19 protein-coding genes and 2 pseudogenes are annotated in these 17,148 nt (G+C 36.7%); 2 read left to right on the plus strand and 19 right to left on the minus strand.

Annotated elements, in window-relative coordinates; translation table 11 throughout:
• Positions 1 to 84 precede the first annotated feature (84 nt).
• The 6 genes from BEB54_RS28625 to BEB54_RS16355 are packed head-to-tail and all read right to left on the minus strand — an operon-like array spanning position 85 to position 3,848.
• On the minus strand, positions 85 to 792 hold the full coding sequence (locus tag BEB54_RS28625; RefSeq protein WP_123057310.1) for a hypothetical protein: 708 nt from the start codon (positions 790 to 792) through the stop codon (positions 85 to 87).
• Positions 734 to 1,315 (minus strand): type III secretion apparatus protein OrgA/MxiK, encoded by a 582-nt coding sequence (locus BEB54_RS16335; protein ID WP_072004039.1) that lies wholly within the window; start codon positions 1,313 to 1,315, stop codon positions 734 to 736. The genes BEB54_RS28625 and BEB54_RS16335 overlap by 59 nt, the downstream gene beginning before the upstream one ends.
• 15 nt (positions 1,316 to 1,330) lie before the next feature.
• The gene (locus tag BEB54_RS16340; RefSeq protein WP_000875228.1) at positions 1,331 to 2,065 is read right to left on the minus strand and encodes an EscJ/YscJ/HrcJ family type III secretion inner membrane ring protein; all 735 of its coding nucleotides are present in this window, start codon (positions 2,063 to 2,065) and stop codon (positions 1,331 to 1,333) included.
• Positions 2,062 to 2,394, minus strand: a complete 333-nt coding sequence (sctI, locus tag BEB54_RS16345; RefSeq protein ID WP_000116717.1) for a type III secretion system inner rod subunit SctI — start codon at positions 2,392 to 2,394, stop codon at positions 2,062 to 2,064. Before sctI ends, BEB54_RS16340 begins: the two co-directional genes overlap by 4 nt.
• A gap of 19 nt (positions 2,395 to 2,413) precedes the next feature.
• Positions 2,414 to 2,653 (minus strand): type III secretion system needle complex protein, encoded by a 240-nt coding sequence (locus BEB54_RS16350; RefSeq protein ID WP_000796272.1) that lies wholly within the window; start codon positions 2,651 to 2,653, stop codon positions 2,414 to 2,416.
• A 13-nt stretch (positions 2,654 to 2,666) separates the two neighbouring features.
• Positions 2,667 to 3,848 carry a PrgH/EprH family type III secretion apparatus protein gene (locus tag BEB54_RS16355; protein ID WP_123059745.1) on the minus strand — a complete coding sequence of 394 codons (1,182 nt, stop codon included), beginning with the start codon at positions 3,846 to 3,848 and terminating at the stop codon, positions 2,667 to 2,669.
• 258 nt (positions 3,849 to 4,106) lie between these two features.
• Between BEB54_RS16355 and BEB54_RS16360 the strand changes: the two genes are divergently transcribed.
• Together BEB54_RS16360 and BEB54_RS16365 are read left to right on the plus strand one after the other, a co-directional pair.
• Positions 4,107 to 4,607, plus strand: coding sequence for a helix-turn-helix transcriptional regulator (locus BEB54_RS16360; RefSeq protein WP_001195865.1), 501 nt, complete (start codon positions 4,107 to 4,109; stop codon positions 4,605 to 4,607).
• A 1-nt stretch (position 4,608) separates the two neighbouring features.
• A complete protein-coding gene (locus tag BEB54_RS16365) occupies positions 4,609 to 4,902 on the plus strand; it encodes an invasion protein (RefSeq protein ID WP_000060687.1) in 294 nt (97 codons plus the stop codon).
• 69 nt (positions 4,903 to 4,971) lie between these two features.
• Here the strand turns inward: BEB54_RS16365 and BEB54_RS16370 are convergent, their stop codons facing one another.
• The 13 genes and pseudogenes from BEB54_RS16370 to eivF form a co-directional block, all read right to left on the minus strand.
• The gene (locus tag BEB54_RS16370; protein ID WP_105276695.1) at positions 4,972 to 6,084 is read right to left on the minus strand and encodes an EscU/YscU/HrcU family type III secretion system export apparatus switch protein; all 1,113 of its coding nucleotides are present in this window, start codon (positions 6,082 to 6,084) and stop codon (positions 4,972 to 4,974) included.
• Between the two features lie 8 nt (positions 6,085 to 6,092).
• A complete protein-coding gene (gene sctT, locus BEB54_RS16375; RefSeq protein ID WP_000503296.1) occupies positions 6,093 to 6,860 on the minus strand; it encodes a type III secretion system export apparatus subunit SctT in 768 nt (255 codons plus the stop codon).
• Between the two features lies 1 nt (position 6,861).
• Positions 6,862 to 7,122, minus strand: coding sequence for an EscS/YscS/HrcS family type III secretion system export apparatus protein (locus tag BEB54_RS16380; RefSeq protein ID WP_000341004.1), 261 nt, complete (start codon positions 7,120 to 7,122; stop codon positions 6,862 to 6,864).
• A 9-nt stretch (positions 7,123 to 7,131) separates the two neighbouring features.
• Entirely contained in the window at positions 7,132 to 7,797 is a 666-nt protein-coding gene (locus BEB54_RS16385) for an EscR/YscR/HrcR family type III secretion system export apparatus protein (protein ID WP_000071537.1), read from the minus strand.
• A pseudogene (locus BEB54_RS16390) lies at positions 7,787 to 8,774 on the minus strand (YscQ/HrcQ family type III secretion apparatus protein). The gene BEB54_RS16385 and the pseudogene BEB54_RS16390 overlap by 11 nt, the downstream one beginning before the upstream one ends.
• Positions 8,734 to 9,303, minus strand: coding sequence for a SpaN/EivJ family type III secretion system needle length determinant (locus BEB54_RS29790; protein ID WP_001360946.1), 570 nt, complete (start codon positions 9,301 to 9,303; stop codon positions 8,734 to 8,736). Before BEB54_RS29790 ends, BEB54_RS16390 begins: the two are co-directional and overlap by 41 nt.
• A 75-nt stretch (positions 9,304 to 9,378) precedes the next feature.
• Positions 9,379 to 9,609: pseudogene (locus tag BEB54_RS29355) on the minus strand (type III secretion system needle length determinant, SpaN/EivJ family); the annotation flags it as partial.
• The gene (locus tag BEB54_RS16400; protein WP_001354951.1) at positions 9,587 to 10,045 is read right to left on the minus strand and encodes a type III secretion protein; all 459 of its coding nucleotides are present in this window, start codon (positions 10,043 to 10,045) and stop codon (positions 9,587 to 9,589) included. The gene BEB54_RS16400 and the pseudogene BEB54_RS29355, both read right to left, overlap by 23 nt.
• Positions 10,035 to 11,327, minus strand: a complete 1,293-nt coding sequence (sctN, locus tag BEB54_RS16405; RefSeq protein ID WP_123059744.1) for a type III secretion system ATPase SctN — start codon at positions 11,325 to 11,327, stop codon at positions 10,035 to 10,037. The genes BEB54_RS16400 and sctN overlap by 11 nt, the downstream gene beginning before the upstream one ends.
• A 31-nt stretch (positions 11,328 to 11,358) precedes the next feature.
• A complete protein-coding gene (locus BEB54_RS16410) occupies positions 11,359 to 13,419 on the minus strand; it encodes an EscV/YscV/HrcV family type III secretion system export apparatus protein (protein ID WP_000482500.1) in 2,061 nt (686 codons plus the stop codon).
• Entirely contained in the window at positions 13,412 to 14,557 is a 1,146-nt protein-coding gene (locus BEB54_RS16415; RefSeq protein ID WP_023141999.1) for a YopN/LcrE/InvE/MxiC type III secretion system gatekeeper, read from the minus strand. The genes BEB54_RS16410 and BEB54_RS16415 overlap by 8 nt, the downstream gene beginning before the upstream one ends.
• A gap of 4 nt (positions 14,558 to 14,561) precedes the next feature.
• Positions 14,562 to 16,265 carry a type III secretion system outer membrane ring subunit SctC gene (gene sctC / locus BEB54_RS16420; protein WP_000694676.1) on the minus strand — a complete coding sequence of 568 codons (1,704 nt, stop codon included), beginning with the start codon at positions 16,263 to 16,265 and terminating at the stop codon, positions 14,562 to 14,564.
• A complete protein-coding gene (gene eivF, locus BEB54_RS16425) occupies positions 16,262 to 17,011 on the minus strand; it encodes a type III secretion system transcriptional regulator EivF (RefSeq protein WP_105276697.1) in 750 nt (249 codons plus the stop codon). The genes sctC and eivF overlap by 4 nt, the downstream gene beginning before the upstream one ends.
• Between the last annotated feature and the right edge of the window lie 137 nt (positions 17,012 to 17,148).

Genomic DNA, 17,148 nt, shown 5'->3' on the forward strand with positions numbered 1-17,148 from the left:
AATAAGACCAGTGTTGAAAAATTATTAGGCGTTTAAAATATTAGAATTAGATTATATTCAAGTCATTAAACCGGAGACAGTGATCTATAAGTCCTCTGGGTTCGTCAAATCAGAATTATTCATAGCCAAAGAATCTATTTCACACATTCTTTCAACTAAATAATGTCTGGCATGTTCACAGATTTCATTGACCTTATCAGGGGAAAAACAGTGATTGCTAATTAAATATTGCTCACAATTATCCACAAATTCCTGCGGACTAAATTCAGCAATAAATTGATCTGTAAAAAAAATAAAACGTTTGTCATCATGATATGAAATATGGACATTCCATATTGACTTGTCGACAAAATATGACTCTACTTCAATAGACTTATCTTTGAAACTGTTAGGTATATAGAGATTTAAAGGGCCTGATATTGACGGTAATTTTGTTACCCAACTTTCAAAAATTTTGATAAATACTTCAACTTCCTCTGAAGATTTTAACAATATGCTCTTCAGATCGTTTATCATGTTTATTCTGTTTTTTTCTAATTCTGAGCTCAGCAAACTTATCAAGGGTATAAAATTATCCATCACATCAATAATGCCTTTCGCATAGCCATCATAATAACCTTGAATAACTTTTTCTTCTCTCTTTTCCTCAATACTCTGAATTTTTGCGGTGGTTTCAAGAAGGATCTGTTCTTTTAGAGAGACTATTTCTTTCAATCCATCAGAAATTATTCTTTTAATCACAACACCATTTGCAGGAGAGTTTATCAAGCTCATCTCTATTTTTTTTCGCATAAAATGTAATTCTCTCCAAAAGAGTAGACGCAAGTGGTAACGGCAATTGTATGTGGTCAACAAAATCAGGAAATAATAAATTAAATCGTTGCTGCATTGCCAACGGTTGTTGCCTTACATAGGGCAACAACGTTGAAAAACCACATGTGATGATATTCTGATAGTTAACGATGCCAGGTTTATATCGTGCCTTTTCATTTATTTCCATCGGTATCGCTGATAAATAATTCCTTAGCACATCAGGAACCTTGTAAAAAAATCCCCGTTCTGCAAACCTTTCTCGATAAAAGTGACAACCACTGAGTAAACAGATCAATGGAAATAATTTCCAATTGTTTATGTAGTAAATAAGTGAACTATTCAGACTGAAATGCTCAACTGAAAGATTGTACTGTAGGAGTATCATTTCATTGGTAATAGATCTAAGTACCGGATTGCTAATACGTGCATTATTCAAACTTACTCGTTGAGGATGAATATAACTAATTGGATCATATATAATCTTTCTTAGGGCAAGATTCATAACGTTCTCATATGTCTACTTATTTTTTAACCTGATTAAATTAGTTAGAATAGCCCTGTACTTCCATAACAGCCAGCAAGTCGCAATGGACATTAATGCAAGTAAGATAGAAACCGGCATAGTCTTATCATAAGCAAAAACAGGTTCGTTAATTTCATATGTTGGTGCTTGTTCAATAATATCTCTTCGTTTTGACAATACGACTGAAATATTCTCATATTGTACGCTTGCAAAGCTATTAACAATAAATCTCTTAATGTCATTTATTTTTATTTCTGGATTGATATCTTTTTCATATACAGCGAGTACAGAAATATGAATTGGTAAAGCAGTTTTGCCACTATCACCTGTATCAACATCGTAACTAACATGTACTCTTGAAGAAACAATGCCATCCATAATTTTGAGAGATTGCTCTAAACGCTGTTCAATAGCAGAATACAATCTTGCTTTTTCCGCTCGTGGAGAGGAAACGAGTGCATCTGCAGGGAACATCTGCGATATTTGAATATCAGGCTTACCCGGGAGATTGTAGATTTTTAGCCAATCCACCGCAGAAGCAAAATCCGTTGGTTCTACATAGATTGAAAATCCAGTTTTGCCTTGATCCTTCTTCTCAGCATTAATATTATGTCTTTGTAAAACAGCAAGGACATCATTAGCTTGCTGTTGATCAAGATGGTTCAGTAATTCCTGCTGCTTGCAACCGCACAACAGCAGGATAAACAAGAATAATGATATATATTTCATGAGCGAGTCAACGTCTCAACTGCAGCGACAATTTTTCTTGCTAATGTTCCCACCAATGAAACCTCGACATTATAATTAAGCACATGATCCTGCAAGACTAATAATTTTTCAGGTGTTAACCCCTTTTTATCAGACCTTAATGCTTGTAACGCATTTTGCTGCCAATTTTCAGTTTGTACCGCATAGTTAGCAAAAGCGGAGATCATTTTATCATCCGGGTTATCAAGATTGAGAACCCGGTCATTTAAATCAATAACTTTCGCTTGCTGTATTTCATGAGCAGTTGATTGCTCAGCTCTATCAATAGGTGGCATATTGCTTACTGACATAATAAAATCCTTATCCAGTTTAGCGGAAGTTTTGTATGATTGCCGAATCAAGATCTTTATACGCTTTTACAACGTTAGATTGCGCATTTCGATATAATGTATACTCAGCTAATGCACTCTGATATTCGGCAAGGAATTTCGGGTCGGAAGGATTGGTTGCTAAATCCTCCAACGCCTTTTCAACTTGTTGGTTAAGATCATCAACGCCCTGATCAAATTGTTTGCTGATATCCATAATATAACCATTCCAATCTGCCATAAGTCCTCCTCAATTATTCCTGAAATGTCCACTTGCTACCTTGAGACTTCTCGAATCGGTTATCTCCGTAGCTAAATGAACTATTATTTGTGTCCTGATTTTTCAAATTCACATTAAATCTTACATATTGTTTACCCCATTGTTTATAATATTCGTCAACATAATTATTAATTTTATTTAATTCACTGTCGCTTAACGTACCAATGATATTGAAATATACATTGTTAGCTGTTTTATATTTTTCATAAGAAAGACCTATTGCCGACAATGTTTCAATTGCCTGACTTTCCAATATATTATCATCTAATACCGCAATACTTATATTGCTGGCATATGGCATAGTTTGCAGTAATCCTTTAATAAGATTATCGATTAGTTGCTGTGTGATAGCATTCCGTTGCTTACTCACTGTCAGTCTTGGATTACTGGCATCTAATAGCTGTAGTTTAAAATATTGTAGATCTGGGAAATTATCAGCAAGCCATGAAAAAATTCGTATCGATTCATCATCAGGATTTATCACCCGTACTGGCTTTCCTGGTTGATTTTTTTCCAGTGCTTGTTTGACCCAGACAGCTTCATCCAAACTATTGGTATTGATATAGATGACATGATCCCTACCATATAAAATTTCATAATTTCTATTTTTGTTTACAAGAATTTTATCGATATGTCTCAGCTGCGGATCATTACTGGCATTAACAATATAAAAAGCTATAAAAATGATAGCAAAAAGAAAAAATAGCGTTACATATTTAAACAGCGTACTACTAAAGAAATGTTGTCTTGTTGAAGTAATGTTATTTTCAACAATACCTGGTATTGAATACTGCCAAACTTCATTTTTTCCTTTTACAGCAAATTTGAGGCCTAAAACTTCTATTTGCTGATTCAATGTTAACGTTCTATCTTCAGGTTCTTGTGCTGTTAATTCTCTGATTGTTACAACCAGATCAGGGTCGGTAGTGATTATTACCTCAAAACTGCCTGTAAGCTCTCCATAAGGAATGACTATCGTATTCTCTGGTAACTCAGAAAAAGAATCACTTCTTCCTAACGAAACATCATTACCAACGATAACGAGTACACGCCCATTAAGTATTTCATACTCGCATCCATTCAATGGTCCGCTCAATAAACGAATGGCATAAGATTCCAATAAGTCTTGTGATAAGAATTTATCATTATTTCCCATGAATACCACCCGCTAATTCCATAAGCTCTAGTTTAGAGTAGTGTAACAAGACGGAAATTTCATGACCAAATTATGATGACACACAATAAAAAGATTATAATTTTCGAGAACCATTTTAAATGCCTACATACCTAACTTTATTTGCAATTTAAGGTATACACCCTATTCCCTCATTGATATGCAAATATAACAATTACCATTATTTTAAATTTTACTTGTAATATTTACCCTAAATGATTTTAGAGTGCAGGTTGGCATATGCAAGTCTTTTCCAGTGATGTCTACTTCACTGTAGGCACTAATGCATTATTAGCATCCCAAAAGGAATATTACAGCGATTTGGTTGCGTTGGTTGATCTTGGACATTCGTTCGTTGTTATTGATGAGCACCAACATCGAAATCTCAAACCAAATACAGAACCTGTAAACACCCTTTTGAGCAACAATTTCATCAGGATCAATAAGAATATTACATTATCTGATTTAACGCATTTCCTGGTTTCGAATCTTCATACACAAAATGTGTATTCCACTCAAGAACCACTTACCCATGATGAGATAGATATCCTGCGGTTATGTGTTTCTTATTCGTTAAAACAAATAGCCATTATCAAGGGAATTGATTATAAAACAGTATCATATCACAAAATAAGAGCCCTAAATAAACTTAACATAAAAGGTACTGTTGAGTTGTTTATAGCACTCTGTGAATGGGATAAACATTATTTTAAACTCCAATCTTGCATAAGAGAAAGTTGATATGTCATTAGTAAGATATAATAGTAAAATCATAATAACTGTCGCGCTGATATCGTTGCTCTCTGCATGCACCAGAGAAAATTCATTAAAGGATACTCAGAATAAAAGAAGTGGCGAATCTCAAGCGATAGTAGATGCAAGACAGTTCTTTAGCGAACACCCGGAATATATATCATCAGCAGAACTAGAGCAGAAACTATATCGCGAATTTGCACAGGTTACGACTGTTCCAGCTTATAAAGAGATGAGTATGTATCAATTGCTTGTCATTTCGCAAGATCGTTTAACACATTAAATAAGAATCTACACGCTTTTTGCGTGTAGATTCTTATAAATTTCCGACTATGATAGATGTTTAATTTTTTTAATTATTGTCTTTATTCTCACTTTTTGTGTCTTCACCTTCTTTGAATTTATCTTCTGAGGGGAGCAGTTCATCTGGAATAGGTTGTCCAGCATTCTCCACATCTTCAAGCCACAGCAGAAGACGCAAGATCTCATCTATATTTTCGAAGCTAACATAATCGTAGCGACGATGGGTAGCATAAATTTTTCGTGCTAATTTTTTATCTGTAATAATTGGTATTCCGATTTCTTTTGCATATTTCCTTACGGCTAATGCGACCTCATTAGTTTCTCTTACAGAAATCAATGGTATAGGTGACAGATGTGGCTTAAAGTATATCCCTATGGCAATGTGCGTAGGGTTGGCAATCATCAGACGGCTATTACTGACATCAGATTTCAATTGCTCTGACAGAATTTCTTGATGGCGTTCTCTGCGTTTAGACTTAATTTCTGGATTTCCTTCTTGTTCCTTGTATTCTCTTTTAACTTCTTGTTTATCCATTTTCATATCTTTCATAAATAAAAAATACTCAGCGATAAAATCAAATATTAGAACAATTATCATACTGCCGAGACAATATAGTATGAGAAGGAATAGCATATCTCCCCAATCTGATAATAAAGATATGATATCTCCATCAAGAGTTTTAAAAAGCAGTGATTTATGGTTACTCCAAAATACTTTGATCGCCAATGCAAAAAAAATAATATAAAGTATTGCTTTGACAAATTCTTTTACGGTTTTTAAGCCAAATATACGTTTTAAGCCATTTACTGGATTTAATGAATCAAACTTAAACTTAATAGCTTCAGTTGCTAATTGCATTTTACTTTGAAACCATGAGACAAGTATTGTTGTAAACATGCAAACCAGCAAAAAAGGAATGATCGTTTTCAACCAACCTATCCCCATAGCTTTAAAATAGTCCCAAATATCCGGTTTAGCGTTATGATCAAGGATGTATTCAAGAATCGACATAATATGATGCACATCAAATACATATCCGAGATATAAAGTGCCCACAAGCATTATTACAGAGACTGTTAAGTCTCTACTTTTTAGAATTTGCCCCTTTTTAGAAGCATCCTGGAGTTTCTTTTGTGTTGGCTTTTCAGTTTTATTTGCCATGAAACACTCTATTTATCAATGTATAATTGCAATTGTTCTGGGAAAAAGGATAACGGCATAACTCGTTCAGCCAGTATTGGGCCAAAATAAATAATTAATATTAAAAATGCCAGCGCACTTTTGACAGTCAGTGAGATGGCAAAAGCATTTAGTTGTGAAGCATAGCGTGCCAGCAATCCCAGGACAGCTTCACCGCCCAGCATAACCGCAATCACGGGGCTTGCGTAAACGATAGTATGAGTCATTATATTATTAATATATGAGAATAAAGGCTCTAATTTAGGAAAATTAAAATTTCCTGAAGGCCATAAGTTATAACTTTGCCATAGAGTCTCCAGAATAAAGTTCAATCCACCGTTAGTAAGATAAACTGCTGCAGAGAAAAGGTTAAATAATCTTGCTAATTCCGATGTATCGACACCTGTAGCCGGATCCAAAGTACTACTTAACGTTGCACCACGTTGGTTATCGATAAAACTGCCTATAGCAAGGAAAATCCAAAATGGGGATGCTAATAGGCAAGCAATAAACAACCCTATGATAATTTCTCTGGCAGCAAACAAAGCGATATCTATTTCATTTAGGGTAGATAATTCATAGTGGTAATGCTGAACTAATGCACATGATACCACTATTATTATTGGATGGCGGACTACTGTTGGTATATTCCCACTGGCGAAAAATGGTAACAAATAGAAAGTTGGTGCCAATCGGCAAAAACCGAGCGCTGTAGCAGCCAGCAGACTATGCAACTGATAGAGTATCGCCTCCCCCATGCTATCCTCTCGCGAATGCTAAATTAAGCATTTCGATACCAAACGAATATAATTTTTCACCATACCATCCGCTCATTAAAAAAAAGCAAATACTTACGCACAATAATTTGACGCCAAATGGCAAAGTCTGTTCTTGCAACTGTGTTACCGTTTGAAAAAGCCCTACCAATAAACCAACAAATGTCGCAACTGCAATAGGTCCTGCAGACATAACTAAAATCAGATACAGCGCCCTATTCCCCGCAAAAACAATGTCGTCCATATTTTTTCCTCAGGGATTAATGGATAGGTCAAAATATTGTAAAATGAGTCCTTTCGATAACATTGTCCAACCGTCCATCGCGACAAACAGAATTAATTTTATCGGTGTAGATATGGTTACCGGACTCATCATCATCATACCTAACGTTAACAGAACGCTGGATATAACCAGATCAACTACAACAAAGGGTAAATAGATATAGAAACCTATAATAAATGCACTTTTTATCTCACTCAACGCATATGCCGGGAGTAACGAGAAAATTGAAATATTCTCATCATCGATTATCTCTTCATTGTCTTCAGAACTATTCACCTTCTGAATCTTTTCAAAAAAGCTAACCAACTCCGGTTCAGAATATTTTATCAAATATGATTTATAACCACTCATGCCTGTCTCAACAAAATTAACAACCGACGCTACATTATTGAATGAAAGATTCTCATTCTGACTGTTATTATATATTTCCTTCCCAACCGGCATCATTACGAACATTGACAATAGTAAAGCTACCCCATTAAGTGTCATATTTGATGGCACTTGCTGAAGTCCCAGTGCGTTTCGGACAATAACAAAAACAATCGAGAATTTAATAAAACATGTCCCGGATGCTATTATAAACGGTAATAGTGTAAATAATGATAATATCGCTATCAGCGAAATACTATTTGACATTATTATTCCCTGATAACCAAGAATGAATTTCTACGCCCAATTTATCATCCACTTCAACAAGTTCGCCATAGCCAGTTAGCGCGCCATTTACACGTATCTCTATATTTTTCTCAGCTTCAGGAAGCAAAGATATAATTCTTTTTGCACAGAGATCGTCTATTTCATATAGATTCATTATTTTCTTTCCAAGAACAAACTCAATTTTTACAGGCAAGTCTTCAAAACTATTAATCTGCTGATGGTCATTTTCATCATTAATCTCGATTTCGCTTTTTTTGATATCAAAGTCATCTGTTTCAAAATCTTCCTCGTACTCAAAATGATCAGCCATTTTTAACTCCTCTGGATAAATCAGATCACAAATCTTTGTATTATAAATAACCGCATAAGCAAAATTATTTGAAATTAATAAAACATCACCAACTTCAATATCAACAATGGTTCTATAACATGTTTTACTAAATCCAATTACAAAATGAATGGGCCAATATAATGTTTTTTTGTCTAGCGTTGGAGCGTTTTCGTATTGGCAGACCGTGACTTTATCTAACCAAACATTTAATTCCCCTGTCCATATTCTTATTAGTGGCTGAGCTGGACTCAATACTCCATCAAATACTTTACCTACACACAAACGATTATATTTTAGTTCAGGATACTTTAGATTTAACGGGGTACTAGATAAACTGAGCCATTCCACTATTAACCTTTCCGTTTCTGGCATAAAAGCCATCCCAGCGAGCTCGGCAGAAATTAAGGGAAATATTTCTCGAAGTAACACCCATCCAGACCAGCTGCCGCTCTCTTCTGCTATCGGTAGCCATTTGGCGCTAAATTCGGGAATTAATAACGCAACATCTTCACCATTTTCTTTCCAGTTTTGAAAAGTGGTTTCAAAGGAATGAGTGTTTCCATTTACTTTTCTCAGACCGAACATTAACTTTCGTCCTTCTGATCGTTTTCGAATTTACCTTCATTTTCTTGCTCATCATGAGGCTGATGTCGTTGCCCTTGTCGTTCATCTTGCTCAGTCAATACCCAACGTTGTGCTGTAACATCATTGTGTTGGGCTTCATGGAGTCTGTCGGAGACAATCGTGTCTGATGGTTTTAGTCGTATCCCTTCACTACTTTCCAGAATCCGAACTGTATGATTCTGTCCCCAACGCTGAAACTGATATGTCAATTCATTTTCGGGTACATTGGCACTATTAACAGAATTATTTATATCATTCTGATTGAGCGTATGAACATTCCTTTGCTTTTCGATATGTTGAGTAAACATGGTTTTGTTATCAGCAAACCTTCTTTCGTTAGTAATATCTAATAAATGGGCCTGCTCTCCATTTTTTTTGTCTCCATCGCGATATTTTTTTTCACGCTCTTTATTATTACTGTGGTTTTGAACCGTGATTTTTTCTGTATGGATACCATTATGGATTCCCCCCTTAAATTGTATCGTTTTATCAGATAGTTCAGAATTAAGACCCTGATCTCGTGAAGTCATATTGAGGACTTTCTTTGTAGAAAGTTGCTCTATTCCATTTGTTTGCAAAGAAAAAGATGAATTCCTGTCAACCTGGAGAGACGATTTGTTATCAATAGACTTCATTTGCCCATTCTTTTTCCCAAACGTAGGGAATTGGCTATCCTGAGCCTGACGTAATAACTGGAGAATGGATCCAGCAACAATCTCACTCATTTCTTTATTTTTTTTGTTTTTCTTTACGAAACTGTCTAAATACGCAGCAGAATTCTCGGATGTGTCTGTGTTTAAATTTTTATAATGTTCAATTTTCTTGACTTCGTCCATTATATTTCTCCTCCTGTTCAAGCTCGTCTTGATAAAGCATCTGATTTAAAAGTTGTTTTTTGATGCGCTTCTTTAGTAGATCGTACTTTTCTCCTTTTAGCCACCAGTGTTTTCTTTGTGCTTGCTGTTGAACTATTTCCTTGTTAAGTATTTTTCGCCGCTCTGCTATTTTTTGCTTTTCAAGATTTATCTCAGCGATCTGCTGCTGAATGACTGCAACTTTACGTAACGAGTAAAATATATCCTGGCGAAATACTACTTCGCCGAGTAACTCCTTCATATCTAACAGTGACTGTAGGTTTTTAAGTTGCATATCATACAGGCGTTCCTTTTCGACTAACTTTTCTTTTTCTGCATTTAACTTTTGTAATGATGCTTCACATGCAGCCAGGCTCTGCGCTGTTCTTCTGATAAGTCGATTAACTTTACTTAACAATTCGTTCAAGCTCTTTTAGCGTTTCACTCATTGGCATTTTTTCATTAACTGACTGTTTTAACCAATTTGTGAGTTTAGGCCGGGCATTCATAGCAAAATCATTTTCAGCATTTTGCCCAGCGCGATATTCCCCTAAATCAATAAACACCTGTAGATCTTCCAAAGTGGTGAGGATCTTCCTTACCCGTGCAGCATTATCTCTGTGTTTTTCATCAGTGACCTGACCAAATACTCGACTCACACTTTTTAGAACATCTATTGCCGGATAATGACCTTGCCCAGCGAGTTTGCGACTTAGATAGATATGGCCATCAAGGATTGAGCGAATTTCATCCCCCAGTGGGTCTGATTCATCCTCCCCCTCCAGTAATACGGTATAAAAGGCAGTAATACTTCCTTTTAGTGTTGGTCCCGGCCTCTCCAGTAAGCGAGGTAAGCTGTCAAAAACAGAAGCAGGATAACCACGTCTGGCAGGTGGTTCACCCGCTGCCAGCTTCATATCGCGTAGTGCTCGTGCATAGCGCGTCATTGAGTCGATAAAAAGTACAACTCTCTTTCCTCGATCTCTAAAATACTCTGCCACGGTTGTCGCCATCAGGGCGGCATTACACCGATCTACTGACGAAAAATCAGAGGTGGCATAAACCAAAACACATTTTGCTGCATTTACTGATTTTTTCAGCGATTCCGCGCATTCCGTAACTTCCCTTCCACGTTCGCCAATCAAGCCAATAACAAACACATCAGCTTCAGTGTTGTTTACAAGCATATGCATTAAAACCGTTTTGCCACAGCCAGCCGATGCGAAAATCCCAACACGTTGACCAATGCCACATGTCAGTACGCCATCAATGACTCTTATCCGTGTCTCTAGTGGTGTATTAATAACTCGACGTTCCTGATACGACGGTGGCAGTTCATCAATCAGGCGTAAATTTTCCCTATCCCCTGGAGTGACCGGGACAAACCTTTCCATAATTTGACCAGAAGCATTCAAAACTGAACCAAGAAAGGCATCACTGATCTGTATGGTTAACTGCTCTCCCGTTGATTTCAATACTGCAGTACGTGTAAGCCCCACAGAGCTGCCTATAAGGTTTAATAATGTCTTTCCATTGCGAAAGCCAACGACCTGAGCCCTGGCTATACGTTCATTTGCTTGCCAGCTCGCATAAATTTCGCATACTTCGCCCACTGAAACGTCGTCAAGCTCTGCTTCAATCAGCGAGCCGTTTATGCTATGTAAGTAGCTGTATTTATTTAATAGTTTTAATTTTTTCATACCAGCATGCTCCATATCGCAAGACATTATCCTAAATAGTTTTCAGAATATTAACGGGAACATTTTCCGTTAGTTCCCCGTACGAAAGTACTTCGAGGTCTCGATAACTAGATTCAATAAGTTTTTTGATAAAACGACGAATATCCACAGATCCCAGTAAAATAATGTCTTTAATAGGAATATTGATTCCAGAAAGTGCCAGTTTAAAATTATCCAGAATCATCTCAGCTTCGGATGCATCGAGATTAAGAAAAGTACCGCCAGCGGTAGGCCTGACACCATCTCTGATTCTGTCCTCTATTTCAGGCGAAATCACAATTGCTTTAATTTCTCCAGAATATGAAAACTTATGGCAAATGTAGCGACCTAATGCACCTCGTACATGCTCAACGAGTGTAATTATATCTTTCTCTCGTGGGCTCCATAATGCTAAAGCCTCCATAACTAAACGCATATTGCGCACTGAAATTCGCTCCTGGATCAGACGCTGAATTACCTCTGAAATGCGCTGCACGGTTATATATCTTAATATTTCTTTTAATAGATCAGGATACTTCATCTCTAATTGATCAAGAATATATTTGGTTTCTTGTATACCAAAATACTCATTAATATTATGAGCCAGACATACAGATAAATGATTGTACATTTCATCCATGGCCGTGCGTGTATAACAGCCAATTTTTGTTAATTTTTGGGCATCACTTTTTGTAACCCAATAATATTGTTCACCATTACTATTTACGATGACAGGTTTCTTGATCAAAGTCGAAACCACTTCATCTGAATATTCAACCAACAAGACAAGATCATGATAAATTTTAAATTGCGAGGCTCTGACTTCATTTAGCATTAATATGACATCTTCATCATTAAGGCCTTCCCCCTCGCGAATGACAATACCGGGAATACGGATACCATACTCAATAAAAAACTGACTACGAATCCTATCAGCAAGATTGATTTCAGTGTATTTTTTAGCCTGTGCACTATTCATAATCAAAACCAAGGGTACCGTTTCGGTAATAACCTGATCAAGTTTATTAATAATACCTAATGAAATATCATCATCCTGATTATAGGGTTCCAACCCAACGGTGATATCTCCCTCAACAACCGTTTCTTCAACCCCTTTCTTTTTGAATTTAAAGTAAAAATAAATTCCTAAGATTACTGCCAAACATAAAAACACAAGAAGGGGAAAACCTGGAAGCAACCCAATACTTAGCGCGAGGACACATGTCACAATAATGACAAAAGAATTACTTAATAACTGGGACATTATATTTTGCCCCATATTATCACTATCGCCATTCACGCGCGTTACGATAAACCCTGCGCTAATAGCAATTAATAAAGCTGGAATTTGAGAAACAAGACCATCACCGACGGTAAGAATTGTGTAGACGGTCAACGCTGTCGAGAAATCCATTCCATTTTGGCCTACTCCTACTGATAGCCCACCGATAATATTAACAAAGATAATAATGATGTTTGCAATAGCATCACCTTTGATAAATTTCATCGCACCATCAAAGGAACCATACAGCTGACTCTCTCGTTCTAATACGCTACGACGTTCTTTTGCTAAATCTGCATCAATGATCCCGGCGCGTAGATCGGCGTCAATACTCATTTGTTTACCTGGCATACCGTCAAGCGAAAAGCGGGCAGCAACTTCAGCCACACGTTCCGAACCTTTGGTAATCACGATAAACTGAACAATAGTAACAATGGAGAAAATAACAAAACCAACTACCAGGCTATCTCCAATAACGAATTCACCAAAACTCGTTATAATTTCTCCGGCGTCCGCCTCAAGAAGTATAAGTCGACTGGTACTGATCGCCAGCGCCAAACGAAATAACGTTGTGATGAGGAGAATTGATGGGAATGAAGAAAAACTTAAGATCCTATCAACATAGAATGATCCTAAAAACACAAGTATTGCCAATGTTAAGTTCAGCCCAATCAAAAAATCGATTAAGTAAGTGGGCAATGGAATTATGAGCATGGCGATAATCATCACCATTAATCCAAGAATTATTAATTCTGGATGACTCCTTAACCCTATCAAAACTTTGTTAAACATTGAACATTACCTTCTTCCATGGTTTTTTATTTTGTTTTTTATTACTGTTTTGTGTATCAAAGAGCTCTACTGCAAATGTTACTTTTATTGCCTGTTTACAACACTCCCTAATCTCTAATAATTGTTCATTATTAATAAAAAGTGAAAATGGAAGATTTGTACATCCGCTGTAAATCGCCTTCAGGAGTAACGTTTTGTCTTTATAATTAGCATCTGCGGGTAGGGTTACCAGTGCATTTTTCAGGAGTTCCTCTGCAGTCTCAGGAAATTTTATTAACGATATCAGAAAAAATATCCAGTAATCTTCTGCGCTAATAAATTTTTTAATTATTGGGTTATTCATTAAAGTTTTCAGAAATAAAGCCTCTGCCGACTGAAGAGACAATAGTTGTGACAACTTATTGAGAAACATACCAAATTCCAATGATGAACAACTCGCATCAAGTGCATTTATATCTGAGAAAAGCGTCTCTTTGATAAATTTTGTCACCAGCATTCTATTTTGATAGCCATAACTACCAATCCATTCTACATAAGTATCTACAGCATCGTCTTCTGCCATTAAAAATTGTCGATAACTTGCCCTTAGTAATTTTGGATTTAATGACAACGCCTGGCCAAATAACTTTGCTTTTAATGCCGAGTTAATGCCACTATTAATGAATTTTTTAGTAGTCTCTTGATTAACTTTTCTAAGTAATGCTTCAGCGTTTAGCCGCACATTTTCAGATATTTGTTTTTTACGTAAAATTGCACGTAATACAACCACCAGATCGCTTTCATCTGGAAATAATTTTTTAGCAAAGCTATACACTTCATAGTCATGGGTAGTTGCTGCCTTAAGCGCCTCCATGACTTTATCGGTTTTTTCTATTGGCTGATCTTCCAGGACATATTCTTCTCCGTCCAGAAAGTTGGCCAGTTGTTCTTCGTAGATTTTTTTCTTCATAAACTGCGTTAACGCTGCTGACATCTCGTCAGTAGCTTGTAAGAATCGAGCTTCTTTACCGGCGGGATCATCTCCCATTTTAGGCATTTCAGCTTCAATATCTTCATTATCTTCTGTGATAATATCCTCTAAGCGAGAAACTTCTCTGGCTCTTTCTAATACACCGACATGCTCTACATGAATCGCCATTTCACTATCCTCCGACGACTTCACGATTCAGGTAAGTTTTTATCCATTTCTGCAGTAATTCATCGTTGATTTCTTTATTTTTTGCCATTTGCTGTGTTATTGCTCTGGCGTCAACCGCAGCCTCATTCGCATTATTCATCATGCGCTCATCGATCTCTCTTGGCTCAATAAGAAAGACACGAACGATGTTATTCGCATTTGTTCCTTCATATCCAAATAATTTACCAATAAATGGAATACTGCCTAATATTGGGATCTTGCGACTTTCATAGGTATTCGTATCTCGTGTATATCCACCAATCAAAAGACTTTTCCCTTGAGGCACGCGCGCAATAGTACTTATAAGCGTTCTACCAACCTGAGGCAGGTCATCAACATTGGTCTTGTCGGAATTGATTTCATTGCCATCTTCAATATTCAAGAGTAATTCAATTTGATTTCGCGAAGCAAATCGTGGTAGCACGCTAATCATCGTACCATAGGTTACTTCATCCAACTCCGCAGTACGCTCGCCGACTAATTTAGTATAGAAAGTACGGTTATTATCAAATATAGCAGGAATATTCTCCTGTGTTAAAACGACAGGACGAGCAACAACGGCGGCTCTTCTTTTTTGCGCAAGTGCCTGTATTGTTGCAATAAACTGTGTCCCATCCAGGGTACTAATTGAACCTGAATTATTAAATGATGCACTTAGGCTGGATCCAATTTTTATCGTGCCCGACCAGTCAGCTCCTAACTGTTCTAGATCAGTCTTATCAATATCTATTATCCATAAAGATAATTCAATATGTCGCTTTGGAATATCGAGCGTAGCTACTAACTTCTCGATAAAATCAACCTGAGATACTGTTCCTTTAACAAGTAAACTGTTGGTATCTGGATATGCAATAATTTGTATATCGTCAGTCTCTGGCGCTCCAGCTGTCGATATTATTTTCTCTACTTGTAGGTCATCATCTTCTTCAGCACCAGGAAAAGGAGGCATACGTGATACGTTTTTTAGTTGTTGACGACTTGAAATTTCAGAAAGTACGTTAACCCCAGTGCTTTGCTTAATGTTATTATTTAACAACGTCGATAGTACTTTTGCCATGCCAGGAATAACTATCTTTTCGCCACGTAATTCATAAGTCCGGTCATTAACGAATGTGTTGACCAGGTGAATAATCCCTACTTTATTGCGTCCGATCTCAATGCCATCACTGTTTTGCTCCATTAATTTTGCAGCATTAACGACCAGGTCAACATAAACCGGTGGCCCCGATACATAGAAAGTACCATTGCCGCCCCCTTTAATTTCATAACGAGAGTTATACAGACCCGATTTTTTTAAAAAATTATTAAACTCATTCGTCGATACCTTTCTCAGATTAATCAGCGCATTACGCATCTCTGATGAGTCATAGATATAAATAGCTTTGCCATCATCGTACCAAATAAGTCCCATCTGCGCCGACAGGCGTTCAATCAAGGCATAGGGTTCGGTTAAATCAAAATTTCCGCTGATCTGTTTCTTCATGGCAAGCTTACTTACTATTGTAGGCTTACCCGCATATGATGAAACCGTTTCAAAAAAACTACGTAGATTTTCTTTATTTGCTACGTATCCATTCGCTGCTGCGGCATATGCACCAGGAGTCAATAATCCATTAAAAATGCATAAGGCTGAAATTAATATAATAGTAATACGTAATTTTATTTTCATAACTTTTTACATAGTTCTCTCGGTGTTTTTCCTAACCGGCTTTTTACTTCGGCTGAAAAGTGTGATGAGGATGAGTAGCCATATTTATGCGCAATAGTTGTCATATCACTGTTTCCTTCAATGATTTCCAACACGGCTCTGGCAACTCTCCAGCCACATAATTCCGTTTTAACTTTACCACCCAATGCATAACTACATAAACGGCGAAAATGTGAATACGATACGCCGTAAAGCTCACCAAGATCATAGAGTGAAGTCTGTATGAGCGATTGCGATAATAAATAGCGAACCAGTTTATAGCATTCTGTTTTTCTTAGATGCTGAAACAGAATTTCATTAATATTATCGCTGCTCAGATAAGTGGCTAAAAACCAGGCTTCACTTGCAACTTTACTGAATAGCACAACTTCTGATGCAAAGGGCAAGGCATCAGCAAACAAGTCATGGTGTTCCCTTTCCACACTCCCCGTTGATTCATCTATAAAAGCTAATAATTTACTCAGGATATCAATGCGAAGTGGATGATAAATTACTTTCCCTGCAGTTACCTCAATTTGGCTTCGGTCAATGAGCAGTAATATGTCTTCCACTACAATTAATTTTTGATGGTTATTACCAATTGTAATAACAAGGGTTACATCCTTGTTTTCATTTCCCCGTAAGAACCACATTTCAGGGTCCAGTAGGGTTAACTTCTGTCCTTGAAGCAAAACATTCATTGGAAGTAACAGCCCTTCTTCAATCATGTTTCATCTCCTTATTCCATATTCTCATTCTCCATAAACTTGCTATAAAAACATGATTAAAAAGTGATGATTCCTATTTATAAAATAATGATTTTGTTATGAGCGAATAGCTTTCAGTCACTTACACTTGTACGTCA

Source organism: Escherichia sp. MOD1-EC6021 (assembly GCF_002965245.1).
GTDB classification, from domain to species: domain Bacteria; phylum Pseudomonadota; class Gammaproteobacteria; order Enterobacterales; family Enterobacteriaceae; genus Escherichia; species Escherichia coli_F.